This is a genomic window from Brevibacterium oceani (assembly GCF_013623835.1).
Classification (GTDB): Bacteria; Actinomycetota; Actinomycetes; order Actinomycetales; family Brevibacteriaceae; genus Brevibacterium; species Brevibacterium oceani.
The window spans coordinates 31,672-57,126 of record NZ_JABKDE010000005.1 but is presented as its reverse complement, the minus strand read 5'-3'; the positions used below and the strand labels follow the sequence as shown (position 1 = coordinate 57,126).

Annotated in this window: 25 protein-coding genes and 1 riboswitch; of the genes, 13 read left to right on the top strand and 12 right to left on the bottom strand. The window is 65.6% G+C overall.

From position 1 onward, the window contains the following. Positions 1-81: 81 nt before the first annotated feature. Positions 82-1,179, bottom strand: coding sequence for a bifunctional diaminohydroxyphosphoribosylaminopyrimidine deaminase/5-amino-6-(5-phosphoribosylamino)uracil reductase RibD (gene ribD, locus HK401_RS12215; protein WP_258234179.1), 1,098 nt, complete (start codon positions 1,177-1,179; stop codon positions 82-84). Between the two features lie 115 nt (positions 1,180-1,294). Continuing rightward, positions 1,295-1,423, bottom strand: a riboswitch (FMN riboswitch). Between the two features lie 157 nt (positions 1,424-1,580). Here ribD and HK401_RS12210 point away from each other — a divergent pair. The 3 genes from HK401_RS12210 (at position 1,581) to HK401_RS12200 (ending at position 4,344) form a co-directional block, all read left to right on the top strand. Then, the gene (locus HK401_RS12210) at positions 1,581-2,156 is read left to right on the top strand and encodes a MarR family winged helix-turn-helix transcriptional regulator (protein ID WP_181274950.1); all 576 of its coding nucleotides are present in this window, start codon (positions 1,581-1,583) and stop codon (positions 2,154-2,156) included. Positions 2,157-2,218: 62 nt separating this feature from the next. Then, positions 2,219-3,529, top strand: coding sequence for an MFS transporter (locus tag HK401_RS12205; RefSeq protein WP_181274949.1), 1,311 nt, complete (start codon positions 2,219-2,221; stop codon positions 3,527-3,529). A gap of 242 nt (positions 3,530-3,771) precedes the next feature. After that, the gene (locus HK401_RS12200; protein ID WP_181274948.1) at positions 3,772-4,344 is read left to right on the top strand and encodes a DUF805 domain-containing protein; all 573 of its coding nucleotides are present in this window, start codon (positions 3,772-3,774) and stop codon (positions 4,342-4,344) included. Between the two features lie 313 nt (positions 4,345-4,657). Here HK401_RS12200 and HK401_RS12195 read toward each other — a convergent pair whose 3' ends face one another. Continuing rightward, positions 4,658-5,737: a tellurite resistance/C4-dicarboxylate transporter family protein gene (locus tag HK401_RS12195; RefSeq protein WP_181274947.1), complete on the bottom strand. Its 1,080-nt coding sequence runs from the start codon at positions 5,735-5,737 to the stop codon at positions 4,658-4,660. A 295-nt stretch (positions 5,738-6,032) separates the two neighbouring features. Between HK401_RS12195 and HK401_RS12190 the strand changes: the two genes are divergently transcribed. Both HK401_RS12190 and HK401_RS12185 read left to right on the top strand, forming a co-directional pair. Then, positions 6,033-6,893 carry an ATP-binding cassette domain-containing protein gene (locus HK401_RS12190; protein WP_181274946.1) on the top strand — a complete coding sequence of 287 codons (861 nt, stop codon included), beginning with the start codon at positions 6,033-6,035 and terminating at the stop codon, positions 6,891-6,893. Between the two features lie 54 nt (positions 6,894-6,947). Further along, positions 6,948-9,125, top strand: coding sequence for a YhgE/Pip domain-containing protein (locus HK401_RS12185; protein ID WP_181274945.1), 2,178 nt, complete (start codon positions 6,948-6,950; stop codon positions 9,123-9,125). A gap of 203 nt (positions 9,126-9,328) precedes the next feature. On the opposite strand, the gene HK401_RS12180 is transcribed toward HK401_RS12185, so the two are convergent. After that, positions 9,329-9,928, bottom strand: a complete 600-nt coding sequence (locus HK401_RS12180) for a LysE/ArgO family amino acid transporter (protein ID WP_181274944.1) — start codon at positions 9,926-9,928, stop codon at positions 9,329-9,331. Positions 9,929-9,998: 70 nt separating this feature from the next. Here HK401_RS12180 and HK401_RS12175 point away from each other — a divergent pair, with 70 nt between their 5' ends. Next, positions 9,999-10,970 carry an ArgP/LysG family DNA-binding transcriptional regulator gene (locus tag HK401_RS12175; RefSeq protein ID WP_181274943.1) on the top strand — a complete coding sequence of 324 codons (972 nt, stop codon included), beginning with the start codon at positions 9,999-10,001 and terminating at the stop codon, positions 10,968-10,970. A gap of 24 nt (positions 10,971-10,994) precedes the next feature. Here HK401_RS12175 and HK401_RS12170 read toward each other — a convergent pair whose 3' ends face one another. After that, complete coding sequence (locus tag HK401_RS12170; protein WP_258234178.1) at positions 10,995-11,456, bottom strand: DUF6176 family protein; 462 nt, start codon at positions 11,454-11,456, stop codon at positions 10,995-10,997. Positions 11,457-11,511: 55 nt separating this feature from the next. Between HK401_RS12170 and HK401_RS12165 the strand changes: the two genes are divergently transcribed. Then, positions 11,512-11,853, top strand: coding sequence for an HIT domain-containing protein (locus tag HK401_RS12165; RefSeq protein WP_258234177.1), 342 nt, complete (start codon positions 11,512-11,514; stop codon positions 11,851-11,853). A 200-nt stretch (positions 11,854-12,053) separates the two neighbouring features. On the opposite strand, the gene HK401_RS12160 is transcribed toward HK401_RS12165, so the two are convergent. Both HK401_RS12160 and HK401_RS12155 read right to left on the bottom strand, forming a co-directional pair. Continuing rightward, entirely contained in the window at positions 12,054-12,764 is a 711-nt protein-coding gene (locus HK401_RS12160) for a DUF3800 domain-containing protein (protein WP_181274941.1), read from the bottom strand. Between the two features lie 62 nt (positions 12,765-12,826). Beyond that, on the bottom strand, positions 12,827-13,408 hold the full coding sequence (locus HK401_RS12155; protein WP_181274940.1) for a TetR/AcrR family transcriptional regulator: 582 nt from the start codon (positions 13,406-13,408) through the stop codon (positions 12,827-12,829). A 146-nt stretch (positions 13,409-13,554) separates the two neighbouring features. Here HK401_RS12155 and HK401_RS12150 point away from each other — a divergent pair, with 146 nt between their 5' ends. Together HK401_RS12150 and HK401_RS12145 are read left to right on the top strand one after the other, a co-directional pair. Further along, positions 13,555-14,028: a hypothetical protein gene (locus HK401_RS12150; RefSeq protein ID WP_181274939.1), complete on the top strand. Its 474-nt coding sequence runs from the start codon at positions 13,555-13,557 to the stop codon at positions 14,026-14,028. Positions 14,029-14,086: 58 nt separating this feature from the next. Continuing rightward, a complete protein-coding gene (locus HK401_RS12145; RefSeq protein WP_181274938.1) occupies positions 14,087-16,216 on the top strand; it encodes a RecQ family ATP-dependent DNA helicase in 2,130 nt (709 codons plus the stop codon). A 3-nt stretch (positions 16,217-16,219) separates the two neighbouring features. On the opposite strand, the gene HK401_RS12140 is transcribed toward HK401_RS12145, so the two are convergent. From HK401_RS12140 to HK401_RS12130, 3 genes are all read right to left on the bottom strand, one after another. Beyond that, complete coding sequence (locus tag HK401_RS12140) at positions 16,220-16,567, bottom strand: hypothetical protein (RefSeq protein ID WP_181274937.1); 348 nt, start codon at positions 16,565-16,567, stop codon at positions 16,220-16,222. Between the two features lie 174 nt (positions 16,568-16,741). After that, on the bottom strand, positions 16,742-17,503 hold the full coding sequence (locus HK401_RS12135) for a VOC family protein (protein ID WP_181274936.1): 762 nt from the start codon (positions 17,501-17,503) through the stop codon (positions 16,742-16,744). 90 nt (positions 17,504-17,593) lie between these two features. Then, the gene (locus tag HK401_RS12130) at positions 17,594-18,367 is read right to left on the bottom strand and encodes an isocitrate lyase/PEP mutase family protein (protein WP_181274935.1); all 774 of its coding nucleotides are present in this window, start codon (positions 18,365-18,367) and stop codon (positions 17,594-17,596) included. A 102-nt stretch (positions 18,368-18,469) separates the two neighbouring features. On the opposite strand from HK401_RS12130, the gene HK401_RS12125 reads away from it, so the two are divergent. After that, positions 18,470-19,201, top strand: coding sequence for a DUF998 domain-containing protein (locus tag HK401_RS12125; RefSeq protein ID WP_181274934.1), 732 nt, complete (start codon positions 18,470-18,472; stop codon positions 19,199-19,201). 7 nt (positions 19,202-19,208) lie between these two features. On the opposite strand, the gene HK401_RS12120 is transcribed toward HK401_RS12125, so the two are convergent. Continuing rightward, positions 19,209-20,933 (bottom strand): amidase, encoded by a 1,725-nt coding sequence (locus HK401_RS12120; RefSeq protein WP_181274933.1) that lies wholly within the window; start codon positions 20,931-20,933, stop codon positions 19,209-19,211. A 218-nt stretch (positions 20,934-21,151) separates the two neighbouring features. On the opposite strand from HK401_RS12120, the gene mobA reads away from it, so the two are divergent. Continuing rightward, positions 21,152-21,859 carry a molybdenum cofactor guanylyltransferase gene (mobA, locus tag HK401_RS12115; protein WP_181274932.1) on the top strand — a complete coding sequence of 236 codons (708 nt, stop codon included), beginning with the start codon at positions 21,152-21,154 and terminating at the stop codon, positions 21,857-21,859. Between the two features lie 225 nt (positions 21,860-22,084). Here the strand turns inward: mobA and ykgO are convergent, their stop codons facing one another. Then, complete coding sequence (gene ykgO, locus HK401_RS12110) at positions 22,085-22,207, bottom strand: type B 50S ribosomal protein L36 (protein WP_166974327.1); 123 nt, start codon at positions 22,205-22,207, stop codon at positions 22,085-22,087. Between the two features lie 69 nt (positions 22,208-22,276). Here ykgO and HK401_RS12105 point away from each other — a divergent pair, with 69 nt between their 5' ends. Beyond that, a complete protein-coding gene (locus tag HK401_RS12105) occupies positions 22,277-23,449 on the top strand; it encodes a CobW family GTP-binding protein (protein WP_181274931.1) in 1,173 nt (390 codons plus the stop codon). 12 nt (positions 23,450-23,461) lie between these two features. Here HK401_RS12105 and HK401_RS12100 read toward each other — a convergent pair whose 3' ends face one another. After that, entirely contained in the window at positions 23,462-23,869 is a 408-nt protein-coding gene (locus tag HK401_RS12100) for a Fur family transcriptional regulator (protein WP_181274930.1), read from the bottom strand. Between the two features lie 131 nt (positions 23,870-24,000). Here HK401_RS12100 and HK401_RS12095 point away from each other — a divergent pair, with 131 nt between their 5' ends. Then, positions 24,001-25,152, top strand: a complete 1,152-nt coding sequence (locus HK401_RS12095; RefSeq protein WP_181274929.1) for a CobW family GTP-binding protein — start codon at positions 24,001-24,003, stop codon at positions 25,150-25,152. The last annotated feature ends 303 nt before the right edge of the window (positions 25,153-25,455 follow it).

Genomic DNA, 25,455 nt, shown 5'->3' with positions numbered 1-25,455 from the left:
CCTCCGTGGTGCTTCAGTGGTGCGTGCTGGTGATCGGGTGCGTGCTGGTGTGCGGTGTGCCGGTGGGAACGTTCGATGCGTCTAGCCGGTGGGGTCTCCTGCCGAGTCGTCGCGTCTGTGTCGCGGGGTCTCCGTGGCGAAGTGGAGCAGGAAGTCGGGGCCGAGCCGCGAGATCGCCGGCACCTCGGTGTCGTCGGGGACGAGCCGCAGGGCGTCGCTGAGGGTGGCGATGTCGAGGTCCTCGACGCTGCGACGGCCCGGGCCGATGAGCAGCGGGGCCTGATAGCAGAAGATCTCATCGACGACTCCGGCAGCGAAGAAGGCCCCGAGGATGCGTGGTCCGCCCTCGACGAGGACGTGGCTCACTCCCTCGGTGAACAGACGCTCGAGTGCTTCGCCGACGTCGTGTGTGCGCAGCTGCAGGGTGTCGGGATTGAGCGCGAGGAAGGACTCGGCCGGCAGCTCCGACGTGCCGAGTACGACGGGTCGCGGCTGCTGCGGTAGGGCAGTCCCGTCGGCGCCGCGGGCATTGAGTCGGGGATCGTCGGCCAGTGCTGTGCCCGTGCCGACGAGGATGGCATCGACGCGGGAACGGACCTCATGGGCATGTGCTCGTGACTGGTCCGAGGTGATCCACTGGCTGGTTCCGTCGGCAGCGGCGACACCGCCGTCGAGGCTCTGCGCGATCTTCACCGTGACGAACGGGCGGGCCTCGGCAGTGGCGGTGACCCACCGGCCGTTGAGAGTGCGGGAGGCGTCCCGGTGCAGGCCCGAGCGCACGCTCAGCCCCGCCTCGGCGAGGGTCTGCCCGCCGCCGGCGGCCACCGGATTCGGGTCATCGGCGGCGAAGACGACGGACGGGATTCCGGCGGCGATGATCGCCTCGGTGCACGGCCCGGTCCGGCCCTGGTGGGAGCAGGGCTCGAGCGTGACGAACAGTGTGGAGGCGGACAGGTCGATGTCGAGGTCGTGGGCGGTGGTGATGACGTCCACCTCGGCGTGGGGAGTGCCGGCACCAGCGTGATGGCCGGTCACGATCTGCCCGTCTGCGGTGAGAATCGCGGCTCCCACCAGCGGATTCGCCCCACGGAAGCCCTCGCGGGCCGCGTCGAGGGCGGCAGTCATCGCCGTGGATTCGAGTTCGGTGAACTCTGATGGGGCCGTGAACTCCGCGCCCATGAAAAAACCTCCCGAGCCTTCGCCGGGAGGGAGGATATTGCGGGTGCAACCATCAGGGTGTCTCGGATGCGTGAGACGGTGCGGTCGAATGCACCGAAACACAGCGGCCGAGGCCACCATGCTCCTCCCATCCAGACTCTGACTGTCGGTTTCGGAATCTCACCGAATCAACCGCCTGCACGAATGCGAGCGGGTCGCGGACTATGACCGCCGGTACGGAATTTCACCGTCCCCGGAACATGTGAGGCCAGGCTAGCACGACCATCGCCGAGGCGGGTGTGCCGTCCGTCACATGGTGAGACGTGCGGGTGGAGCGGGGGAGTTTCGACCGTGCGGTCAGGAGTGGGGTACGGAGTGAAGGACGGTTGCAAAACTGCATAACCTAGGTATATAAATGAGTTATGGATGATGTGAATTCGGCAGAGCTCGTGTCGCGACTCGTCGTCGTGTCCTCTCGTCTGACCAGGGCGTTTCGGCGTGTGATCGGCAACGAGAGTTCCTTGGCGGCCCTGCGGGCGCTCGCCGTCGTCGAGCAGTATCAGCCCGTGCGGGTCGGCCATTTCGCGCAAGGATATCTGAGTTCGCAGCCGGCGGCGACGAAACTCCTCGCTCGGCTCGAGGAGGCCGGGCTCGTGCTCCGAGAGGCGAGTCCGACCGATGGGCGGGCTTCGCAGTTCTCGCTCACCGACGCCGGCCGCGAGCGGTTGGCCGAGAACCGGTCGATCATGACCGAGCAGATGCAGCCCTACTTCGAATCACTCTCGCCCGAGGAGAGGCTGAGCGTCGATCGTGCGCTCGGCCTCGTCTCCGACTTCCTCAAGGACCGTCACCCGGTCGACATTGCCGAGGGTGCCGCCGACGAGCCGCCGGTTGCCGAAGAATCTTCCGTTACGACTGAATCGTCCGGTACGGCTGAACCGTCTGCAGCGGATGGCGAATCCACCGACGCAGAATCCACAGAAGTCGAGCCCGCCTGATCCGGACGCGACAACCGAAGAACCACAGACTGAAACGTAAGAAAGAAGGCCGCGGATAGCGCATGAGAGCGTCAACCGATAACGAAACATCAGGAGACGAAACGACGGACAGCGGCGGAAACGCGTCGATTCTGCATCAGCCGCGGGCCGTGTGGGCCGTGGCCTTCGCGGCGGTCATCGCGTTCATGGGCATCGGCCTCGTCGACCCCATCCTGCCGGCGATCTCCGCCGAGCTCGACGCCACCCCCGCCCAGTCGATGCTGCTGTTCACCAGCTACCTGTTCATCACCGGCGGCATGATGTTCTTCACGAGCTACCTGTCCTCGCGCATCGGTGCGAAGACCACGCTGCTCGTCGGCCTCATCCTCATCGTCGCGTTCTCGGCGCTCGCCGGATTCTCCGGATCCGTCGACCAGATCATCGGCTTCCGCGCCGGCTGGGGTCTGGGCAACGCGCTCTTCATCTCCACGGCCCTGTCGACGATCGTCGGTGCTGCGTCCGGTGGTGCTGAGAAGGCGATCATCCTCTACGAGGCGGCTCTGGGTGTCGGCATCGCCACCGGGCCGCTGCTCGGCGGACTGCTCGGCGGCATCTCATGGCGCGGACCGTTCTTCGGCACCGCTGTCCTCATGGCCATCGGCTTCATCGCCATCGTCGTGCTGCTGCCGGGAGGCACGAGCTCGAACGGGGCCTCCGCCGAACCGATCAAGCTCAGCGCGACCTTCCGCGCACTGGCGCGCCCCGGTGTGGCCGTGCTCGGCATCTCCGCGCTGATGTACAACTTCGGCTTCTTCATCCTGCTCGCCTACAGTCCGTTCCCCGTCGAGGAGGCGGCTGCGAAGATGGGCATCGAGAACTTCGGCGCCATGGGACTCGGCTACGTGTTCTTCGGCTGGGGCATCTGCGTGGCGATCACCTCGGTGTTCGGAGCTCCGCTGCTGACCAAGCGGATGGGACGTCGCCGCAGCCTCGTCGTCACTCTCATCGCGCTGGCGGTTCTGCTCGGTGTGATGTCGTTCCTCGTCGAATCCCTCACGGGCCTCATCATCTGCATCGTCATCGCGGGCATGCTGCTCGGTGTGCTCAACACGGTGTTCACGGAATCGGCCATGGAAGTCAGCGACCTTCCCCGTCCTGTTGCCTCGGGAACGTATTCGGGTGTGCGCTTCGTCGGTGGTGCCGTGGCCCCGATCGTCGCGGGATCGGTGTCCGAATCGATCAGCGCGGGAGCGCCGTACCTCTTCGGAGCCGGAGTCGTCCTGCTCTCGGTCATCGTCATCTCGATCGGCTGGAAGACCCTGCGCCGGGTCGACGGCCACATCGACGAGGCGCCCGTCGACGAGGCCTACGCATTGACCGGCGGAGACGCCTGACCCGGAAAGATGCCTGAGCCGAGTTGCGCTTGATCCAGGGAGATGCCTGGCCGCAGCAGTTCCGGATCGGCGCCCGAGGACATGTTCCTCGGGCGCCGATTCTGTTGCTCAGGCATGCGGCCTGTCGCAGAGCAGTCGGCCTGTTCCAGATCTGGAACCGCGAGAAGTCGGGGTCGGCGCGGACTTTGGTGCACAATGGTTTCTGCACAACACATTCCACACTCCCTAAGACGAAGGTCATCATGTCCTACGACGCGAACGCAGCATACAACTCAGGAGCCGGAGCTCCCGGCCAAGGAATGCCCGGCGCCGGTGCCCCCGGATACGGCGGGCCGGGCTATGGTGGAGCACCGCGTGGTGCCGCCAGCCCCGATGACCTCACCCTCCCGCTCTACGGTGCCTCCTTCGGTCAGGCGGTCAAGCGCTTCTTCAAGAACTACGCGAAGTTCTCCGGACGCGCCTCGCGCAGTGAGTTCTGGTGGGCGACTCTATTCTGCGCACTCGTTGCGCTCGTGCCCTATATTCTCTTCATCATCGGAATTGTCGTGATGTCAGTGTCAGCGTCTGCTGATCCGTACGGGTTCTCAGGGCCGTCCGGTGCCAGCATGGCTCTGATGGGCATCGGCGGAGTTCTGCTGGGCTTGTTCTTCCTCGCCACGATCGTGCCCTCCATTGCTGTCTCCTGGCGCAGGTTGCATGATGCCGGCTTCTCCGGTCTGTTCTATCTGCTCACGCTCACGAGCATCGGCAGCATCGTCGTACTCGTCATGCAAATCATGCCCTCGAAGCCGGAGGGCCAGCGCTTCGACGCCTGATTCGGCGACGGGTTCGGCTCTGGGCATCACGCCCCGTTGCCGCTATCTTCTGCAGCCGCGCGAGCATCACGCCCCGCCAGCGTCACTACGTACCAGTGCAACGGTATGAGATGAAGCTGACGGGGCGTTTCGTTGCCAACGGGGCGTTTCGTCGCTTGCGGTGTGATCCGCTCCATCGCCGAGGTGGCTGTCCCGTGCGCGATCACGACCGTCCCGTGCGCGATCACTGTCGGCGGGTGCGCGATCACTGTCGGCTCGAGGCCGCCTGGGGTCGTCCCGGCGCGCCCGTGCGAGATCACTCACCGGCCCGCGCTCAGCTGCGGCGGAGGGTCCTCACGAACGACCAGAGCATTGCGGCGAAGACGATCGCCAAGACGATGAAGCCGACCCAGAACCAGTGCCGGCCGATCCACTCGATCGCCGGAACCTGATCGGAACGGCCCAGATACATGCTCGCCACCGCGTACATGCCCAGCGGGAAGACCATGCTCCACGGTCCCGCCGAATAGTTCATCGGCACCCGATGGACGAAGTGACGCCACCCGCCGGCGATCACGAAGACAGGGATGAGCCAGGTGGCGAGGGCCCAGAGGAGTGCCGACGATCCGCCGATCAGCTGCCTGGTCGCATCGAGCATCGGAGTCGACCCCATCTCGAGGATCCGGGACCCCGCGACAATCGAGATCGCCAGGGCGCCCATCGTCACCCAGTACGGAGCGTCGAGGTCCGTGGGCCCGAACCGATGGAGCAGCACCCGAATACCGACGACCGCCGCGCAGGCGACGTAGAGGGCGATGCCCACCGCCCACATGACCACCGCCGTCAGCGCCAGGGACTCGACAAGGCCGGGAACGGCGAGCGAAGTTCTCGGGATCTCGATCGCCAGGCTGGAGGCGACGACGGCCACGGACTGTGCGCCGACGACCCAGACGAACCAGGTGCCGTTCGCGCCTTTGGCCGCCGGACGAGTGCGCGAGCCGAGCACGGCGGTGAACGGGATCCCGTACCCGAGAACGATCCACAGCAGCGCTCCGAGACCGAAGAGAGCGAGGGCCAGAGGCGTGAAACCGAGGCCGATGAGAGCTGTGGCGAGAACGTTCGTTCCGGCCACGGCCGTGAAGAAGCCGAACGCCCGGCTCGGGTCGTGGAGGTCATTGCGCAGGGCCTGACGATGACGGATGAGGCGCAGAACGGTCAGGGCTCCGAAGAAGAGGTAGGGCGCGACAGCCAGCCAGAAGAGGACGGCCGACAGGAGAGCCAGTCCCTTCTGCTGCGCTCCGATCGAGACGATCCCGGTGGCCATGACCGACGCGAAGCACCCGGGCGCGAGCGTCGACGGGCTCAGCCCCCAGTTCCTGCGCAGCCGCAAGGGATGGTCTTCGACAGCGTTCATCCGCTCCTCGTCCTCCGGCGTCGATGCCCGACACTCATCGCATTCGATATCACGACCCCCGCCCGCGTCCTGCTTCTGCTCGAAGCGACTGTGTGTGATTGCCGACAGATGTGGCCCATCGATACCGTTCTATGAGAGAATTCACTGGTGTTACCGAAGGGTAACAAAGGGGAGGCCGCCCCGCTCCGCGACACTCAGTGTGCACGGTGACGTAGTCTGCAGACACATGGGCGGCGCAGAAGCGCCCGAACCAGACTTGGTCGACTGAGGGCACGGACGATTGGAAGCCAGGGCAATGGAGAGTACGACTGACACTCTCGCCGAGGATGCTGACACCGATTCGACGGCGATTTCCCTGCAGGGGTGGTCCCTGACGGGTAAGCAGGGCAACGTCTTCGACGACATCGACCTCGAGGTTCCGACCGGTGCCATCGTGATCGTCCGCGGACCCGCCGGCAGCGGCAAGACTTCCCTGCTGCTTTCCCTGGCGGGACGGATGCAGGTCTCGGAAGGGCAGGGCCGCCTCGGCGAATTGGATATCCGGAAGCAGGCCCGCGCCGTCCGCGGGCAGGTGGCCGTCGGACACGTCGCAGGGCTGACGGACCTCGAGAACGACTTCACGGTGGCACAGCACGTGGCCGAACGCCGGATCATGCTGCAGCCCTGGTACAAGCCGTGGGTGTCGAAGTCGTCGCTGCGGGAGGTCATCGGCCTCATCCGGCAGACCTTCGCTTCGGCGACCGAATTCATCGATGCGCTCCCCGAGGGGACGTTCTCGACGACGGATGCGCAGGAAGCCGACTTCCTCATCGACGACGACGGAGAGGTCTTCGTCTCGGAACTGAGCGAGCTGCAGAAGTTCTTCCTCGAATTCGGGCTGGCAAGTCTGAGCCGACCGCCCGCTGTCGTCATCGACAACATCGACTACCTGCGCGAAGCCGCCGATCGGGCGCGTGCCTGGGCCGGGCTCCTCATCTATCAGCAGCTGCGCCAGTCGCGGGATCCAGACAACCCGCTGACCGTCATCGTCTCCTGCGAGGATTCCGGCGAATTCGACATCGCCTCCCGATCACTCGGCTCCGAAGCCGAACCCACAGCGGTCATCGAACTCGAGCTGACCGCTCATCGCCCGAGCCGGCACGGCTCGCGACACTGAACTTCCGACACCGAACTTCCTGCACCACGATCTCGATTCCGAGGAGATTCCCGCATGTTCTCCCTTCCCTGGCTAGAACTCTCACGGTTCAAACGGCACACGATCACGCGCCTGGCGATGATCGTCATCGCCGTCATCCCCGCCATCTACGGCGGCCTCTACCTGGCCTCGAACTGGAACCCGACGGACAACCTCGACAAGCTGCAGGCGGCGGTCGTCAACGAGGACACCGGGGCGAAGAAGCCGAACTCCGACGGGGAATCCCTGCATGCCGGTGATGAGCTCGTCGACGAGATCACACCGAAGGGCGAGGGTGGCTTCGATTGGACCGAGACCAGTCAGGAGGAAGCCGACGACGGTCTGGCCGAGGGCAAGTACTTCGCGATCCTCGAAATCCCCGAGGGCTTCTCGAAGAATCTCGTCTCCACCGGCGGCGACGACCCCGAGCAGGCGGGACTGCAGCTGCGCACCGATGATGCCCACAACTTCATCGTCGGCCAGGTGGCGAATACCGTGCTCACCGAGATCAAGTCCGGATTGAACAAGACGACCACAGCCGAGTATGTCTCCCAGGTCTACGTCGGGTTCAACGACATCCATTCGCAGACCGAGAAGGCCGCGAACGGCGCCTCGGACCTCCACGACGGCGCCTCCGACCTGCACGACGGAACCGGATCGCTCGTCGACGGTACGACGAAGCTCGACAAGGGAGTCGGCACTCTGCAGACCGGGATCATCGACCTCGACGACGGTGCCGGCAAGCTCGTCAAGGGCAGTGGGGATCTCAAGAATGGTGCCGATGCTCTGTCCGAGTCCACCACCGAGGCGAAGAACGGTTCGAAGAAGCTCGCCGACGGTGCTGGGCAGGTCGCCGACGGGACGGGGCAGCTCCGTGATGTCGCCGACGATGCCACGGACAAGGCCGATGATCTCAAGAAGAAGGCCGACGACCTCGTCGACGGGACTCGTCCCAAGCTCGAGCGGGCCGAAGACGACTTCGAGACCGCCCGCACATCGGTCAACGGCGACGTCGACGACCGGGTCGAGAAGCTGAAGGAGAAGTACCCGGACGATCCCGACGTCGCGAAGCTCTCCGACGATGTCGACACCCTCGGCGGAGACCTCGATGATGCGCACTCGCGTGCGAAGGACGCAAAGGACAAGGCGAAGGACCTCGAGGACCCGGTCAAGGACGCCGTCGATGACGTCATGGACAAGATCCACGATGCCGACAAGAAGATCGGCAAGCTCGACGACGGCGCACAGGAGGTCGCGACCGGTGCGGATGATCTGCACTCGGGCCTGGTCAAGCTCGACGCCGGTGCGGGGAAGCTGGCGAAGGGAGCCGGGGACCTCAACGACGGGATCGTCCAGCTCAAGGACGGGACCGCGAAGGCGAAGACCGGAGTCGGTGACCTCAAGGACGGTTCCTCGAAGCTCGTCGATGGTTCGACGAAGCTCGACAAGGGTGCTGGAAAGCTGGAAGACGGCTCGGGTGAGCTTGCCGACGGGCTTGAGGACGGTCTCAAGCAGATCCCGACGTATGACAAGAACGATCGTGAAAACCGCTCCGACGTCGTCGCCGTGCCGGTCGACGCGGATAAGGTCAAAGACAATGCCGTCGACGCTTACGGTGAGGGCTTGGCCGCGTTCTTCGTGTCCCTGGCGCTGTGGATCGGCGGCATGATCACCTACATGGTGCTCAACGCGATCCCGTACCGGGCGCTGACCTCATCGGCGTCGTCGTCGAGGATCGCCTGGGCCGGCTACGTTCCCGGGCTGCTCTTCGGTGCGGCGCAGGTCGCGGTGCTCTATCTCGTGCTCACCTTCGCCCTCGACTTCTCTGCCGGAGCGTGGGTGGGAACCCTGCTGTTCTCGATCCTCGTGGCCGCGAGCTTCCATGCCGTGCACCAATTGTGTGTGGCGGCGCTCGGCGGTGTCGGCAGGCTCATCGCCCTCGTGCTGCTGATGATCCAGATCGCCTCGGCAGGAGGGACCTATCCGGTCCAGACGGCGCCGGGCATATTCCAGGCCATTTCGCCGTTCCTGCCGATGACGCATGCGGTCAACGGGCTGCGCACGCTCATCGCCGGCGGCGACATGTTCATCGCAGCACAGTCGGCGGTCGTGCTGCTGCTGATGACGCTCATCTGCCTGGCCGCGACCGTGGTGGTGTGTGCGCGCAAACGGATGGTCACGCTCACCCAGCTCCACCCGAGCCTGAGCTTGTAGGAGGTGGAGGGCCGCCTCGGTGGATTGACCTAACAACCGGGTGCGAGGCGAGGAATCCGGTCCGCCGGCCGAGTTCAGGTCGTTCCGTGCGGGATTCGCAGACTGAAAACCGCACGAACCGTCCGGAACTCCGCTTGGCATGCCGACTCAGCAGCACCCCGCCTCGTGCCTGTGTTGACCGAGTGCCAGCACCTCGTCGGCCCCTACCCCAGCGCCAGCCGGACGGCGAGGATGACGAGGACGACGGCGATCGCGACGTCGAGGACCTGCCACACACGCGGCCGGGCCAGATAACCAGAGAGCCCGCGGGCGCCGTACCCGATGGCGAGGAACCAGCTCACCGAGCCGAGCATCGCTCCGATCGTGAACGGCCAGACGTTGCCGGGTCCCTGCTGGTTGGCGAGGTTGCCGAGCATGACGACGGTGTCGAGGTAGACCCCGGGGTTGAGGAAGGTGAGCGCGAGCGTGGTGAGGATGATCGAGCGCAGACTGCGCTGCTCGGTGTCGGCCTTGAGCCCGCTCGCCTCCCGTGCAGACTTCAGGCTCGTCCACGCGAACCACAGCAGGTAGGCCACACCCAGCCAGCGCAGCACCTCGAGCGCCCACGGTGCGAGGAGGACGATCGCTCCGATGCCCACGGTGCCTGAGCCGATGAGGACAATGTCGGCGAGGATGCAGATCGTGAGCACGACGCCGAGGTGTTCGCGTCGGATGCCCTGGCGCAGGACGAGCGCGTTCTGCGGGCCGACGGCGATGATGAGCGACCAGCCGGCGAGCAGACCGGAGACGAGATGAGTAAGCACGGAGGCCACACTATGCTCCGAAACGAATGAAGAAAAACAACAATCTCTTCATCTGATGCAGAATTGCTTCATGAACATCGATCACGTCAAAGCGCTCGCAGCGGTCGTCGACGAGGGGACTGTCGAGGGTGGCGCGTTCGTCCTCGGGATCACCGCCTCGGCGGCGAGTCAGCGCATTCGCACGCTCGAGTCGAAGCTCGGGCAGGTGCTTATTCGGCGGACGAATCCGATCACCGTCACCGAGGCGGGCACCGCCGTCCTCCGCTACGCCCGCCAGGTCGAGCTGCTCGAGTCCGAAGCGCTCGACCGGCTCCACGGGATCGCCGCGGATGTTCCGGACGGTGCCGGTGCGCGTGGAGGGCGGCGAGAGCCGACGGTGCTGCGGATCGGGGTGAACGCCGACTCCCTAGCGACGTGGTTCCGGCCCGTCTTCGCCGAGGTGGCCGCCTGGGACGATGTCGTCATCCGCATCGATGTCGTCGACCAGGACAAGGCCCTGCCGCTGCTGACGTCGGGGGAGGTGCTCGGAACGATCACCTCGGCGGAGGCGAGTGCCTACGGCACTCAGGTCCAACGTCTCGGGTCGATGCGCTACGTCGCGGTCGCCGCACGATCACTGCTCGAGCGGCATGGAGGAATGACGGCGCGTGAGGGTTCGGGTTCGCGTGCTCCTGCGGGTTCACGATCGGATTCGGCTTCCCTCGCCGAGGTGGATCTTGCGACCCTGCCCATGGTGAACTTCGGCCGTGACGACGACCTGCAGCTGAACTTCCTTGCGGCCGCGGGAGTGGAGGGGGTGCCTCCGACGTCGGTGGTGCCGAGCTCGACGGAATTCGCGGCAGCCGTTGCCGCCGGTGTCGGTTGGGGCATGATCCCGATCATGCAGCTCGACGACCTCGGCGAACTCGGCGATCACCTCGTTCCGATCACCGCCTCACCGAACGCCGACGTCCCGCTCTATTGGCATCACTGGACGCTGGCGTCGGACAAGCTCTCCCGGCTGACCGAGGCGCTCAAGGCGGCGGCCGAAGTGATGCGGTGAGGGGCCTGAAGCGAATCGTAGGATTCAGTCTTTGTCGTGTCCGAACTCGGCATAACGTTTCATCGATTCGAGTAATGGGGCGGGTGTCAGCATGAATCGCGGCTCGAGCTCTTCCCAGCCAGGTTCCTTCGCCTTCTTGCTGTAGGCGACGTGCGCGGCGTCGATGGGTATTGATTCATCGTTGCCTCGACCGTCTTCGCCCATGAGTGAGAGGTGATAGATCCATGTGGAACCGTCTGCCTCGATGTGACGAAATGTTGCTTCGAATACCTGCCGCTCTGCGGGAAGGCCCTCCTGCAGCTCTTCGGGCCTGCTGTTGAGCATGCCCATCCACTCATCGAAGGTGTCTTCTTGGCCGGGGCGAATTCTCGAACGGCTCAGTTCGAGGCGCATGCCCTTCGGAACGGAAGGAGGCATCGGAAACCCGCTGAAGTCACGTGGGGTGCGGGTGAATGGCATCTGGAAAGACTGTGCATCATTGGACATGACTCAAATCTAATGGTTCGGTGGCGTACCTTCGGTCAACCGGGATACTTGAAGTATGGAATGCGTCTTATGCAAGGTGGACTTGAAAGAGGAGCAGGCTACGATTCTTTTTGAGAATCACGAGTTCCTTGGAATCGCCCCGCTTCGGCCGATGGCCCCGATTCACGTCCTCTTGTTTCCTCGATCGCACTACGAGGATCTGCCCAGCTACCTCAGTTCTGAACCGGAATCAGTTGGTCGACTCATGAAGACCGCGTCCCAACTGGCGGCTGAGCGTGGACTGCAGGGGCGGGGGTTTCGACTGGCGTGGAACTTCGGGCCCGACACCAACCAGCGGATTCTCCATCCGCATCTCCACCTCCTGGGCGGTGCTCAACTGCAGGATATGTTGGCGTGATGCGCACATTCACTGCAGTGCCTCGGGTTGCAACGATTGAGGTTCGGTAGAGGCATAGGGGAGGAGTTTTCGGCCATGGCTCTCAGCCGTTTGATCGGACTGCTTCGAGCATAGACTGCTCACTTCGAGTGAGCTACCATAATGAGTGCAGACCTCCCCCACACGCGTGGATCAGGGGGGTCTAGCTGTGTCTGGTTCACTTAAATGGCTTGAGGGCGTCGTTGAGTGTCTCGAGCTGACAGATACTCTTCGTACCAACCGTGAGCAAATGCGTGCTTGGGGACCCTAGCGATCGCAGCGTTGGCGCACCACGCAACATGGTCGGCCATCTGCATGAGCTGCGATGACTTCGAATCGGTGTAGATCGGATCCTCGATGACTCGACGCGTGGCCCGGGGCAATGCGCGATGGGCCTCACGATACGACGTCTCTGAGTCGTCTCCGTCCATGAAGAGCATTGCCAGCGACGATCCGCCGGCCATCTCATCCTCAAGTTTCGCAATCAGTCGACTATAGACGTCGGAGCTTGCAGGAGCCCAGGTAGCGCGAGTCGCCTGCCGATAGACGGCGCCCACCCGAAGTCCTCCAGTCGACCGAAGTGTGGAGAGGCTGGCCCGGGCCACCTCGCCGCCGAAGTCCTTCCATAGTTCAGTGCCATCGGAGCGAACGAAGCGGTCCGGCAGACGCCGAGAGATGCGTCCGCGACCAAGCGCATACTCTGTCATGTGGAGTTCTTGTGGGACGGCGATGCCGAAGTCCCGCCATAGCCGCTTGCGATGGCTCAGCCACTGTCCGAGAACGTCATGCCAACGGTTTGGGTTGAACTCGATCCAGCCGTAGACGACGAGTCCGGATGCAGGGTGCCCGGAGTCATCTATGTAGAGCAGGCGGTCGAGCGTCTTGGGGCCCATGCTTCTAAGTCTATGAACGGCACTGACACGGCCTTGGTGACCCTTGTATTTGGCTGTGACGCTCAGCTGAGGAGTTTCTCGATCATCCACCTGAGCTGCGCGTGTGCGACGTCGACGGTCATGGTCTCCGGCGTGATGATCGAATGCAGGGCGATTCCGTCGACGGTCGTGAAGAGTGCCTTTGCGATCGGATCCACCTCGTCTGCGGCTATGTGCCCTTCGTCGGCGAGGCGGTTCAGCCATTGGTGCATGCTGTCATAGGTGACCGTGTGACCGTGCTCGAGGAGTCGGCGCGAGACAGCGCGAGGCTCGGGTCCGAGTGCGCGTAGGTGCATGGAGAACCAGACCTCGAGTTGGATGTCCCTGTGCTCGTGAGTCGGCAGGAACTGAGCGCAGCACTCGTAGAGGCGATCGACGGGATCGATCGTCGAATCGGCGATCGAGAAGTCATTGATGACGGTGTCGATCGACTTGCGCGCAACCGCCTCGTGGAGATCGGACTGTGTCGGGAAGTAGTGGCGCAGCGTCGATGCTCCGACGCCTGCTTCCTGGGCGACCGCGCGCACGCTGAGGTTCGCCTGGCCGGGCTCCGAGTTCTCGGCCAACCTGATCGCGGCGGCGATGATGTCATCACGCTTCGACATTCGTCCTCCTTGCTCCATCCTTGACAGCGCTGGTCTCGTTCACTGTATAGTACAACGTACTGGCACGCTGTACTAGCAATCAGGTGCGGCGTTCGAACAATAAAGTGCCCGAACGACCAGAGGCCCCGAAACGAAAGCTGAGCCCCATGATCGAGAGCATTCAGAACTTCGCCGCATCATTCCCCGACTGGCTGCAGTGGGTGGGCGTCATGCTCGCCTCCGCGATCCCGTTCGTCGAGTCCTACTTCGGTGCGGTCATCGGTGTCGCCATCGGCCTCCACCCTGTCATCGCGGTCCTCGTCGCGGTGATCGGCAACGTCGTCTCGATGCTGATCTTCGTCTACGGTGCAGGAGCTATCCGCGACAAGGCGACGAAGAACAAGGAGGTCGACGAGAAGCCGAAGCGGCAGCGGCTCAAGCGCATGTTCGACAAGTTCGGTGTCCCCGGCGTCTCGCTGCTCGGCCAGACCCTCCTGCCCTCGCAGATCACGTCCTCGGCGATGGTCGGCTTCGGTGCCAACCGCAACGTCGTCGCCGTCTGGCAGATCATCTCGATCATTCTCTGGGGCGTGCTCTTCGGAGTGCTCGCGACCCTGGGCATCGAGCTCGCGCTGCGCTGATCCGCCGCCGAGGTGGTCGGACAGAGGCCGCGTCAGTGCCTCGACCTAGACTGGCCCCATGACGGAAAGCACCCCGACATCCCCACCCGCCCCGGCCGCACCCGACGACTTCGCCATCGAAGCCCAGCGGATCCTCGCCGAGCTGACCGCCAACTCGAACGCGCAGTTCCGCGACGGCCAGCTCGAATCCATCCGCGACCTCGTGGAGGCGAAGAAGCGCGTCCTCGTCGTCCAACGCACCGGGTGGGGCAAGTCGGCCGTCTACTTCGTCGCCACCCGTATGCTCCGCGCCGCCGGGACCGGCCCCAGCCTCATCATCTCCCCGCTGTTGGCACTCATGCGCGACCAGATCGCCGCGGCCGAACGCGCCGGGGTCCGGGCCGCGAGCCTCAACTCCTCGAACGTCACCGAATGGGACTCCGTTCTCGACGACCTCAAAGCCGGCAGTCTCGACGTCCTCCTCGTCTCCCCGGAGCGGCTGAACAATCCGCAGTTCCGCGACGAAGTCCTGCCGCAGCTGCTGAGGTTCCTCGGCCTCATCGTCGTCGACGAAGCCCACTGCATCTCCGACTGGGGCCACGACTTCCGCCCCGACTACCGCCGCATCGGCCACATCCTGGCCGAACTGCCCCGCGACACCCCAGTCCTCGCGACGACCGCAACCGCGAACTCCCGCGTCGTCACCGACGTCGCCGAACAGCTCGGCAACGACACCACCGTCGTCCGCGGCGAACTCGCCCGCGACTCCCTGCGCCTCGGCGTCCTGCCCGGGCTCGACGCGAGCGCCCGCATCGCCTGGCTGTCCTCACACCTCAACGACTTCACCGGGTCCGGCATCGTCTACACGCTCACCGTCTCCGCCGCCGAAGACATCACCCGAATGCTGCGCGAACAGGGCCACGAAGTCCGCGCCTACACCGGCCGCACGGATGCCGAAGAGCGCGCGGACCTCGAAGGCCAGCTCAAGGACAACCGACTCAAGGCGCTCGTGGCCACTTCGGCGCTGGGGATGGGCTTCGACAAACCCGACCTCGGATTCGTCATCCACATCGGTGCCCCGTCATCCGCCGTCGCCTACTACCAGCAGGTCGGCCGCGCCGGCCGCGCCACCGACTCCGCCGATGTCCTCCTGCTGCCCGGTGTGGAAGACGAACAGATCTGGGAGTACTTCGCGACCGCGTCGATGCCGAACCAGAACGACGCGAACGCCGTGCTCTCCGCCCTCGCCGAGGCGGACGGTCCCCTGTCCGTGGCCCGCTTGGAGACGCTCGTCGGCACCAAACGCTCCCGCCTGACCCTGCTGCTCAAGACCCTCGAGGTCGAAGACGCCGTGACCAAGGTCAAGGGCGGATACGTCTCGACCGGTCAGGGCTGGACCTACGACCGGGAACGGTATGAGAAGGTCGCGGCCGTGCGCGCCGAGGAAGCCCGGGCAATGCTCGACTACGAAGCGACCGGGCGGTGCCGGATGGAGTTCCTCATCCGCCAGCTCGACGACCCCGACCCGCAGCCCTGCGGACGCTGCGACAACTGCGCCGGCGTGTGGTTCTCCGCCGAGATCTCCGACGAACAGCGTCAGGCTGCCGCCGGGAACCTCCACAAGATCGGCCTGCCCATCGAACCGCGCAGCACCTGGCCCAGCGGCCTGGCTAACATCGGTGTCCCGCTCAAGGGTCGGATCCCCGCCGAAGAACTCGCCGAGGAGGGGCGTGCGATCGCCCGCCTCTCCGACCTCGGGCAGGGGCAGAGCCTCCGATCGTTCCTCGCCCCCGATGCTCCCGATGCCGAGGTGCCCGGCCAGATCGGCAAATGGTGCCTCGAAGTGCTCGGTCAGTGGGACTGGGCCACCCGCCCCGAGGTGGTTGTATCGATCCCGAGCGCCCGTCGTCCAGTGACCGTGCGGTCTCTGGCTGCCAATCTCGCTGCGGCCGGTCGCCTCGTCGACGGTGGCGAACTGCTGCAGGTCGGCGACCACGGCACCCCCGACGTCAACAGCGCCTTCCGTGTCAAAGACCTGTTTGAGGCCTTCGTCGTCCCACCCGAGGTCGAGGAAGCGGTGGCTGGGAAGTCGGTGCTGCTCGTCGATGACGAGGTCGTCTCCCGGTGGACGATGACGATCTGCGCCAGGCTGCTGCGCAATGCCGGGGCCACCTCGGTGCTGCCATTCGCACTGGCCCTGCGGGCCTGAGGCTCAGACAGCCCGCCGCAGATCCCGGGCCAGCCTCGGTGTCGACCATCGGCCGATCTGCGAAGTCCACGTCTGCCACGGGTATGACAGCCGGATGTGGAAGTAGTTGATGTATTCGGCCACCGCGAACAGCCAGACGACCACGATGACGAACGCGCTCAGGCTCATGCCCGGCCACATGACGATGGCACCGACGGTGCAGGCGAGGAGCAGCACCGGATCGAGGATCCGAAAACACTGGTAGATGCGAGCGACCGCTCGCGGAATCGGCTCGGGAAGGTGGTGCCGGGCGAGCAGCCAATACGCCCGCCCTGGACGAGCACGAAGAGCAGCGGGGACAGCGAGAACCACAGCGCCGCCTCGGCGCCGTCAGCAGCAATGAACGGCAGCCAGGACGGGACGACAGCGAAGACCGCTGCGGCGACGATCTCCCCAACCCCGAGGCTGAGGAGACGCCGCCGCAGCGGTGCGAGTCGGTCGGCATCACCCGCCTGCGGTGCGGTCATCGATGCGACAGACCAGGGCTTACGGGTTCTGCTGGAGCTGGAACGTCGCTCCTTCGGGATCGGCGACAGTGGCGATCCTGCCATAGGGCGAGCTTTCGGGACCGGCGAGGATCGTGCCGCCGAGTTCACTGATTCGTGTGGCCGTGGCGTCGGTGTCCTCGACGTTGATGTAATGCCGCCAGTACGACACCTGGGTCCATTGGCTGGCGTCGCAGATCCCTGCGACAGCGTCTTCGTCGGCTCCGTGGGTTGCGTACGGGTATCCCTCCATCTCGGTGATGTCGAATGAGAAGACGTCCCGGTAGAACTCGAGGGCGAGCTGGTAGTTGAGCGTCATCAGCTCGAACCACACCGGAGTTCCCGGAGTCAGTGGCGTGTCGAAACCGGTGAACTCTCCCGGCTGCCACAGTCCGACGCCGGCTCCGGTGGGGTCGGTGATCACTCCCATGTGTCCCAACGGCCCGACAGCCATGGGGTCGACGACCGGCGCGGCACCGGCCTCGAGTGCCTTGCCGTAGACGGCGGTGATGTCGGCCGTGTGGAGGTAGGTCGTCCACATCGCCGGGATCAGCGGATTCGGGGTGCCGTCCATATTGACCGCGCGCATGGCACCGCCGATGGTCGTTCCGTCCTTTGTGATCATGTTGTAGTGGCCGAAATCCGGGCCTTGATCGGTGAACTCCCACCCGAAGATCTCCGAGTAGAACTTCGTCGTGGACTCGAACTCGTGGCACGTGTAGTCGATCCAGATGGGCTGGCCCTCACGGGGATTGACTGGCATTGCATCTCCTCAATTGATGGGGTGTGTCGTGCTCATCGGTGGTGCCGGACAGGAGCGTCGGTGGAATCGGTCGTGCTCGTCGGGGCGGGGCTACCTCCAGGTTCGGGTGAAATCGGAGAAGCAGTCGGTCAGTGCCGCCTGCAGCAACGGGCCGAAGGTCACGCGGCTGACTCCGAGCTCGCCGAGCTGAGCGAGGTCGAGCTCCTCGGGAACGGCTCCCTTGATCGGGTGTGCAGTGACGTTGAGCGGCAGTGTGATCTGAGCGAGGATCGACTTGAGCGTGCCCACATCGGGCAGTCGTACGGGGTAGACGGAGTCCGCGCCCGCCTCGGTGCACAGACGCAGGCGGCGGACCACCTCGGCGGTGGGATCCTCGAAGTCGCCCGGGTATTTGAATACGTCGGTGCGGGCATTGATGACGACGTGCACGCGTTGGGCCTCGGCGGCCTGGCGGAGGCTCCAGATGTACTCGGCGTGCTCCTCCGGACTGCGCATGCTGCCCCGACTGTGGACGGTGTCTTCGATGTTCACGCCCACGGCACCGGCCTCGAGGAGTCCGGCGATGAGCTCGGGAGCAGGGGTGTCGTAGCCGGACTCGAGGTCCGCGGTGACCGGCACATCCACCGCGGAGGTGATGCGTGAGATCCCCTCGAGCGCCTGCTCGAGCGTCATGTTCTCCCCGTCGCCGTGGCCGAGCGAATCGGCCAACGGATGGGAGCCGATGCTCAGGGCGTTGAACCCGACGTCGACCATGGCGCGGGCTGACCAGGCGTCCCAGACGGTCGGCAGCACGAGCGGATCGTCCTGGTGATGTCCCTGCAGCAGTGTGAAGGCGCGTTCGGCGAGAACCGTAAAATCGACCATGGGCAACACTGTTCCACCTCGACGGCCCGACACGCCAGGGGTGCTGCAGGTTCACCAGAAGGTTTCAGGCTGCCGCAGTGATAGCGTAAACAGCATCCGAGGTTGTCACACGGAGGGACCGAGGTGGCCGGGTCCGGCACCATTCGCGTTTCGCCCAAACCCGAGCGGGTGTGGGCACTCCTCGCCGTGCTCGCCGGCGTGCTCGCCATCCTCATCGAGATCCCCGCCGCACTGGTCTCCGAAGGGTCCTACTCCTTCGCGCAGCAGTCGATCAGCCACCTGGGCATGACCGGATGCGGGGAGTGGGGCGACGCCGAATCACCGATCGAAGTGTGTTCACCGGCCCACCCGCTTGTCAACGGGGTCGCCATCATCGCCGGAGCGATGCTCGCGATCATCGCCTTCGTCTGGCACGACTGGATCGCCCCGACCGTCTGGGGTCGGTGCGGGTCGTTCCTGCTCGCCGGCGGCGGCATCCTGCTGGCCGGAACCGGAATGGTCCCCGCCGACATCGACCCCACCACCCACGCGGTGTTCGGCTTCGGCGGCGCCGCGGTGCAGAACCTCGGCCTTCTCGCAGCCGGTATCGCGCTGATCCGGCGGCCGGAGAAGCGATGGATCGGGCGGGCCGAATTCGGCGTTCTGACGACCGGTCTGGCAGTGTTCGGCCTCATCGGGACCGTGCTCATGGCCCTTCCCGAGGAGTGGGGACTGCCGATCGGCATCATCGAACGCATCGCCGCCTACCCGTTCCTTCTGTGGTTCATCCTCGCCGGGTGGATGCAGCTGCGTGACGCCGCGAGGCGCCGGCGGGATCTGGAAGCCAAGGGCTGACGGAGTCCTACAGCCTCGGCGTTCGCGACGGCATCTCGCGCCGGTCGCCCGTGGCCTCGAATGCGGCAGCGATCTCGATGAGAGCGGAATCGTCCCAGCCGCGACCGGCGATCGTCAGACCCACCGGAATCCCGGTGTCGCCCATCGTGCCCATCGGCACCGTCACTGAGGGGATGCCGAGGTGGCGGGGCACGAGGTTGCCGTTGGCCACCCAGGTTCCGTTGCGCCACCCGAGATCCGCCGAGGCCTCATTGACGTCCATATCCGCCGGACCCACATCGGCCATCGCCGGGAAGATCACCGCGTCGAGACCGTTGGCATCCATCCACTCCTCGAGGTCGACCCGCCTCGTCTCCTCGAGTCCGCGCACACCGGACTCGAGTTCGGGAATGTCCGTGACCGATGTGTACCCATTGGTCCGCACCTGCTCGGGGTAGGTAGCGATGTCATCGTCGAAGCCTGTGTACCGATCGGGCAGCGCACCTGCCGGATGCGGGAAGATCGACGCTCCGTCCACCTCAGCGAGGGTGTTCAGGTTCGGATCTCCGTTGGCTGAGAGGAAGTCGTCCCACGCCCACGAGGAGAGATCGTTGATCTCCCGGTCGAGGTAGGCGGGCGAGACGAGACCACGAGTGCTGATCGTCGGAGCGCCGAGGCGGTCGCCCTCGTAATTGCTCACGACCGGGAAATCCGTGTCGACCACCTCGGCGCCGACTGCCTCGAGATCGGCCCGCGCGGCCTCCCACGCCTCCATCACCGAGGCGCGGGTGTCGATCCGTCCGCCCGTGGGCCCGCCGATGCCGCCGTCCGGGTTCGTCCCCGCCTCCTCATCGGCGTTGATGTACATCCGCGGCACCCCGAGGCGCTTCCCGGCGAGCACCGCGCGGGCCGCCTCGGCGCTTCTCGGCAGCAGTGAGGCGTAGGAATCCGGGCGCACGGTACTCGCGGCAGGGATCTCCACCCATGGCTGGACGCGCCAGAAATCCCCGCGGGTCTCAGCGTCATCACCGACGATGACGTCGAGGACTTCGACGAGGTCGGCCATCGTGCGGGTGTGGGGGACGACGACGTCCATCGTCGGCACGAGCGGCCAGTTGCCGCGCACGCTGATGACCCCGCGGGAGGGGGTGTAGGCGATGAGCGCATTGTGCGAGGCCGGTGCCCGGCCCGAGGACCACGTCTCCTCGCCGAGGCCGAAGGCTGCGAAGCTCGCCGTCGTGGCCGTGCCCGACCCGTTCGACGATCCGGAGGCGAAGGCACTGGTCAGCCAGTCGGCGTTGTAGGGGCTCTCGGCGCGACCGTAGAGTCCGCGCTGCATGCCGCCGTTGGCCATCGGCGGCATGTTCGTCAGCCCCAGGCAGATGGCTCCGCCGGCACGCAGCCGTTCGATCGTGAAGGCATCCTTCTGTGCGACGAGGTCGGAAAACGCCGGGGATCCGGAGGCGACGGTGAGACCGGCGACCATGTACGAATCCTTTGCCGTGTACGGGATTCCGTCGAGGGGGCCGCGCACGTCACCGTTCGCTCGCCGTTCGTCGGAGGCGGCCGCCTCGGCGAGGGCCTGCGGATTGGCCACGATGACAGAGTTGAGTCTGGTCTCGGTGTCGGGTGCATCGAAGGCCGCGATCCGGTCCTGATAGGCCTCGACGAGCTCCACCGAGGTGGTGCTGCCGTCCTCGAGGGCGGCTCGCAGTTCGGCGATGGACGCTTCGACGACATCGAACTTCGACATATTCATCCTTCGGGCACTCGACGGTGCGCGGCGCACCCGACGGTGCGTGCGCGAGGTGGGTGTGTTCCCGCCCAGACTAGCGCCGATTCGCTTGGCTCGCGTTGCGGATTTCGTTGTCGCGGGTCGGTGAGTGCGGTGTGGGCGGTTGGTGAGGGCGGCGGTCGGTGGGATCGGTGACGGAGATCGATCGGGATTCTGTCGGTCGGTACGATCGAAGCATGACGGTCAACGCGATCATTCTCACCGGCGGGCGCTCCCGGAGGTTCGACGGCGTTCATAAACCCGGCGTTGCCGTGGGCGGAAGGTCGACGATCTCGCGGATTCTCGCAAGTATCCGCGGTCTCGACGACGGTGCCGACATCGGCGCCGACGGGTCGAACGTGCGCGGCGCCGGCGCCGGTGTTGGCGTTGGGGTGTGGGTGGCCGGACCTTTGGACGGCCTCTCGGAGACGGAGCGGGACGACGTGTGCGAGGTCCGGGAGGACCCCGCCTTCGCCGGACCCCTGGCCGGGATCGCGGCCGCCGTCGCGGCGATCCAGCAGGCTGCGTCGGCGATGCCGCCCGCCGACGCAACGTTGATCCCGCCGGCAGACGGGGTCGCGCCGCCTGCAGGCGTCACTCTCATCCTCGCTGGGGACATGCCGATGATCACGACGGGCCACCTCGGCGAGCTCATCCGCACCTGCAGGGCGAACGGCGGACCGGCCACGGGTACGGACGACCGGGGGAAGACGCAGTTCCTCTGTGCCGCGTGGCCGACCGAACTGCTGCGCGCTCGCCTGGCCGACATCGGCGACCCCACTGACGGAGCGGTCAAGCGCCTCTTCGCCGGGTTCGACCCCGCCGTCGTCGACGTCGATCCGAACGTGGTGAGCGATTTCGACACCGCAGCCGAGCTCGACGAGATCCGAGCCCGGCTGGAGTGACCGATGCGGTCCCTGAAGCGGCCGCCGATGGGGGCGGCCGTCGAATCCGCTGAGGCGGTCATGGCCGCCCATATCCGCCAGACGCGCAGGCTCGTCGAGGTGTCCCGGAGCTGTTCGACCGAGGCTGAGCCGCTCGACCGCTCGGTGACGCGACACCAGCCTGGTCCATGCACCAAGCTGGTGTCGCGTCACCAAGCCGCAGGCGCTGTCGGACGGCGAGGCCTCTCAGCCCTGCCGGGCCTTGAACTTCGGATTCTTCTTGTTGATGACGAAGACGCGTCCGCGCCGACGCACCACCTGTGAACCCGGCTGCGACTTCAGTGAGCGGAGGGAATTGCGAACCTTCATGGCTGTGACTCCTTGGTGAGAATGAGTATTATTAACGATAATACTATGACCTCAGTGGGAAGGATGCGAATGCAGGAGCCAGCCGAACGATCAGGTGAGCCGACCGGACGGGCGCAGAGGCCGGTTGACCGAGTGCAGGGGCCGGTGGTGGCCGGAATCGACGCGATCGCCGTGGTCGGGCTCTGTGCTCACGAGCGTCGCCGCTATGCGATGGACTTGGCTAAGGCCCGGGGTTATGTATTTGTGCCCGCCGAGCAGACCGAGCAGGGCATCGACGCCATCGACCGCCTCGTCGGCCTCCTCGGAATGACCGCGGACATCCGCGGATTCGTCCTCGAATACGCGGGCGACACTGCCTGCCCGGAGGTGATCGGGGCGATGAGTGCGGCCGATTCGCCGGCGGTGCTCAGTGACCTCGTCTGCGTCGTCGACCTCACGTGCCTGTCCGGCGACCTCGAAGAGGAGGACCGCTGCGTTCGGCTCGTCGGTCAGGTCGAGTTCGCCTCGACCCTGGCCCTGCTGGGTCCGATCGGTCCTGAGGATCCAGCGCACGAATCCGGCGATGCCCCAGCGCACGAATTCGCCGAGGCGGTCGACCTCATCGCTCATCTCGCCCCCGAGGCTCATCGATTCGTCCTCGACCCCGGAGCGGTGCACGAGCCCGTGTGCTGGGACTTCACTCATCGACCGCCCTCGGCCGGGTGGACGGCGCTGCTGAATTCGGAGTTCCCAACTCCTGCATATCCGGGAGGTGCCTGGACCGACGACAACCAGCCCGGGGGCGCCCGCCCTGGCGCCGACGATTCCGTCGCAGACCTCCCAGGCACCGCGGGCTCCGCGCGCGCCTCAGGCTTCCGCTATGAACAGGCCCGGCCCTTCCATCCGCAGCGACTGCAGGCAGTGCTCACCGCCGCGCTCGGTGATGGCTGTTGGGGACGCATCGTCCGGTCGGCGGGATTCGCGCGCCTGGCATCGCGACCCTACGTGACGGCGCACTGGGATCAGACGGCGACGCGACTCATGCTCGCACCGCTGACGGCCGGGCCCTACCTCGGCGAGGGGGCCGAACTGTTGGCGCTGGGGCAGGAGTTGGCCTTCATCGGCGTCGACCTCGACGAGGCGGGGCTGCGGGAAGCGCTGGAACGCGCTGTGCTCACCGACGCTGAGCTGCTTGCCGGACCGATGGCCTGGCTGGAGTATCCCGACGACTTTCCCGCCTGGGACACCGCGCACCGAGGCTGACGACCGCGGAACTCAGTCAGTTCCGGCGGCTCGGCAGTCGGCGCAGATGCCGAAGATCTCGAACACGTGGTGGGTGATCTCGAAGCCGTGCGAACCGGCCACGGTGCGCATCCAGTCTTCGCTGGGCGGATCGACCTCGACGGCTGTGCCGCAGTGTTCGCACACGAGGTGGTGGTGGTGCTCGCTCTGCGCGCAGGCGCGGAAGAGCTGCGTCTCGCCGATCGTGATCGTATCGGCGTCGCCGCTGCGGCCGAGTGCGTTGAGCTGCCGGTAGACGGTGGCCAGACCCACGCTTGCACCGTCGTCCTCGAGCCTGCGGTGGAGCTGCTTGGCCGAGACGAACCGAGTTTCGGAGGCCAGGGCGTCGCGGATGAGGGCCTTCTGCGCGGTGCTGCGAGTCTTCTTCTCCGGAGCTGCCATGATTGAGACCCTCCTCGATGATCCCGAATGAACCCGCATATGCGTGACCGTGCATATGCGGAAGAAGTAATGAAACACGTTACCATTAGTGGGCGAGAAATCGAGCAGACAGCACCAGCACAGGAGACGACATGAGCGGAGCTCGGCGCAGACCGGCGATTCCGGTCATCCTGCTCACCGGCTACCTCGGTGCCGGGAAGACGAGCCTGCTCAACCATCTGCTGCGCCACCCCGACGCCCGCATCGGCGTCATCGTCAACGATTTCGGCGAACTCAACATCGACGCCGGGCTCGTCGTCGGGCAGGTCGACGAACCGTTCTCGATCTCCGGCGGCTGCATCTGCTGCCTGACCGATGACTCCTCACTCGAGGACGCGCTGGTGGCGATGACGGATCCGAGCCTCCGCCTCGACGCGATCATCGTCGAGGCCAGTGGCTTCGCCGAACCGCTGACCCTGGCGCGGATGGTCACCCGCATGGGCCGCCATCGGTTCCACCTCGGCGGGGTCATCGACGTCGTCGACGCGACCATGCACTTCCAGACTGTCGATACCTCACACCTGCCGCCGCTGCGCTACGCGGCGACGACATTGGTGTTGGTCAACAAGCTCGATCAGCTGCCCGAACCCGACCGTGACGCCGCGATCGAAGCCGTCCGCGACCGCGTCCACCAGCGCAATCCGCGCGTGATCGTCATCGGCACACACCACGCCCGCCTCGACCCGGCCCTGATCTTCGATCCCGGAGTGGGGGAGGCCGAATACGCGAACCGTCGCCGAGGTAGCGCCTCAGTCGGCGAGGAATCGATCCAACCCGAACTGCCCATCCGAGAACTGCTGCGTCAGGCCTATGCTGAGGCCGCGACCGAGCAGACCGGTGAGGATGAGACGGCCCTACCGCACCGGCACGCCCAGTCGGTGACCGTCACCGGCACCGGCTGCGCCGACCCGGATGCGGTGATGGACTTCGTCGAGGACCTCCCTGCCGGGGTGTATCGGGTCAAAGGCACCGTGCTCGTCGATGTGGGACCACGTCGAGTCCGGTTCGGAGTCCAGGCCGTGGGCCCGAACGTCTATGTCTCCGAGCAGACCGGACAGGCCCCGGATCTGCCCGACGCCGACAGCGTCCTCGTCGTCATCGGTGAGGATTTCGACGCCGAGGCGGCCCGCTCCGCTCTCACCTCCGCGCTCAGTCCCGACGCGGACCCGGAGACCGGCACTGACCATAATGCCGGGACGGACCGCGCCGAACGCCTCCTTCACCACGTGCGCCTGCACAGCTGATCAGCACCGACGCAGGCGAACGCGGCCTCCGCCGGTCTCCGACTGACCCTGGGCTCCGACAACAGGCCCTGAACTCAGGCAATCCTCCGGGAGTTCTCCGCGTTTCATGAGGGTGGTCCGGAGGGAAACACCCGCGCCCGATCCCGAACCGGATGCCTAGGGTCGAATCAGAGGCCGGAAGCCAAGAGCCGAACCAGGCCGGCGTTCGAGCGGAATCATCCCTTTGGGGGACACGGTTGACACCTTTCGGCCGACGCGAAGATGCACCTCGACCCGGAAGACTGAATACGCTGCCCCACCGCC

Bases quoted from the DNA above. Each gene is read 5' to 3' on its own strand.
- ribD (WP_258234179.1), bottom strand. From the start codon at position 1,179: ATGGGCGCGGAGTTCACGGCCCCATCAGAGTTCACCGAACTCGAATCC.
- HK401_RS12210 (WP_181274950.1), top strand. From the start codon at position 1,581: ATGGATGATGTGAATTCGGCAGAGCTCGTGTCGCGACTCGTCGTCGTG.
- HK401_RS12205 (WP_181274949.1), top strand. From the start codon at position 2,219: ATGAGAGCGTCAACCGATAACGAAACATCAGGAGACGAAACGACGGAC.
- HK401_RS12200 (WP_181274948.1), top strand. From the start codon at position 3,772: ATGTCCTACGACGCGAACGCAGCATACAACTCAGGAGCCGGAGCTCCC.
- HK401_RS12195 (WP_181274947.1), bottom strand. From the start codon at position 5,737: ATGAACGCTGTCGAAGACCATCCCTTGCGGCTGCGCAGGAACTGGGGG.
- HK401_RS12190 (WP_181274946.1), top strand. From the start codon at position 6,033: ATGGAGAGTACGACTGACACTCTCGCCGAGGATGCTGACACCGATTCG.
- HK401_RS12185 (WP_181274945.1), top strand. From the start codon at position 6,948: ATGTTCTCCCTTCCCTGGCTAGAACTCTCACGGTTCAAACGGCACACG.
- HK401_RS12175 (WP_181274943.1), top strand. From the start codon at position 9,999: ATGAACATCGATCACGTCAAAGCGCTCGCAGCGGTCGTCGACGAGGGG.
- HK401_RS12170 (WP_258234178.1), bottom strand. From the start codon at position 11,456: ATGTCCAATGATGCACAGTCTTTCCAGATGCCATTCACCCGCACCCCA.
- HK401_RS12165 (WP_258234177.1), top strand. From the start codon at position 11,512: ATGGAATGCGTCTTATGCAAGGTGGACTTGAAAGAGGAGCAGGCTACG.
- HK401_RS12160 (WP_181274941.1), bottom strand. From the start codon at position 12,764: ATGGGCCCCAAGACGCTCGACCGCCTGCTCTACATAGATGACTCCGGG.
- HK401_RS12155 (WP_181274940.1), bottom strand. From the start codon at position 13,408: ATGTCGAAGCGTGATGACATCATCGCCGCCGCGATCAGGTTGGCCGAG.
- HK401_RS12150 (WP_181274939.1), top strand. From the start codon at position 13,555: ATGATCGAGAGCATTCAGAACTTCGCCGCATCATTCCCCGACTGGCTG.
- HK401_RS12145 (WP_181274938.1), top strand. From the start codon at position 14,087: ATGACGGAAAGCACCCCGACATCCCCACCCGCCCCGGCCGCACCCGAC.
- HK401_RS12135 (WP_181274936.1), bottom strand. From the start codon at position 17,503: ATGCCAGTCAATCCCCGTGAGGGCCAGCCCATCTGGATCGACTACACG.
- HK401_RS12130 (WP_181274935.1), bottom strand. From the start codon at position 18,367: ATGGTCGATTTTACGGTTCTCGCCGAACGCGCCTTCACACTGCTGCAG.
- HK401_RS12120 (WP_181274933.1), bottom strand. From the start codon at position 20,933: ATGTCGAAGTTCGATGTCGTCGAAGCGTCCATCGCCGAACTGCGAGCC.
- mobA (WP_181274932.1), top strand. From the start codon at position 21,152: ATGACGGTCAACGCGATCATTCTCACCGGCGGGCGCTCCCGGAGGTTC.
- ykgO (WP_166974327.1), bottom strand. From the start codon at position 22,207: ATGAAGGTTCGCAATTCCCTCCGCTCACTGAAGTCGCAGCCGGGTTCA.
- HK401_RS12105 (WP_181274931.1), top strand. From the start codon at position 22,277: ATGCAGGAGCCAGCCGAACGATCAGGTGAGCCGACCGGACGGGCGCAG.
- HK401_RS12100 (WP_181274930.1), bottom strand. From the start codon at position 23,869: ATGGCAGCTCCGGAGAAGAAGACTCGCAGCACCGCGCAGAAGGCCCTC.
- HK401_RS12095 (WP_181274929.1), top strand. From the start codon at position 24,001: ATGAGCGGAGCTCGGCGCAGACCGGCGATTCCGGTCATCCTGCTCACC.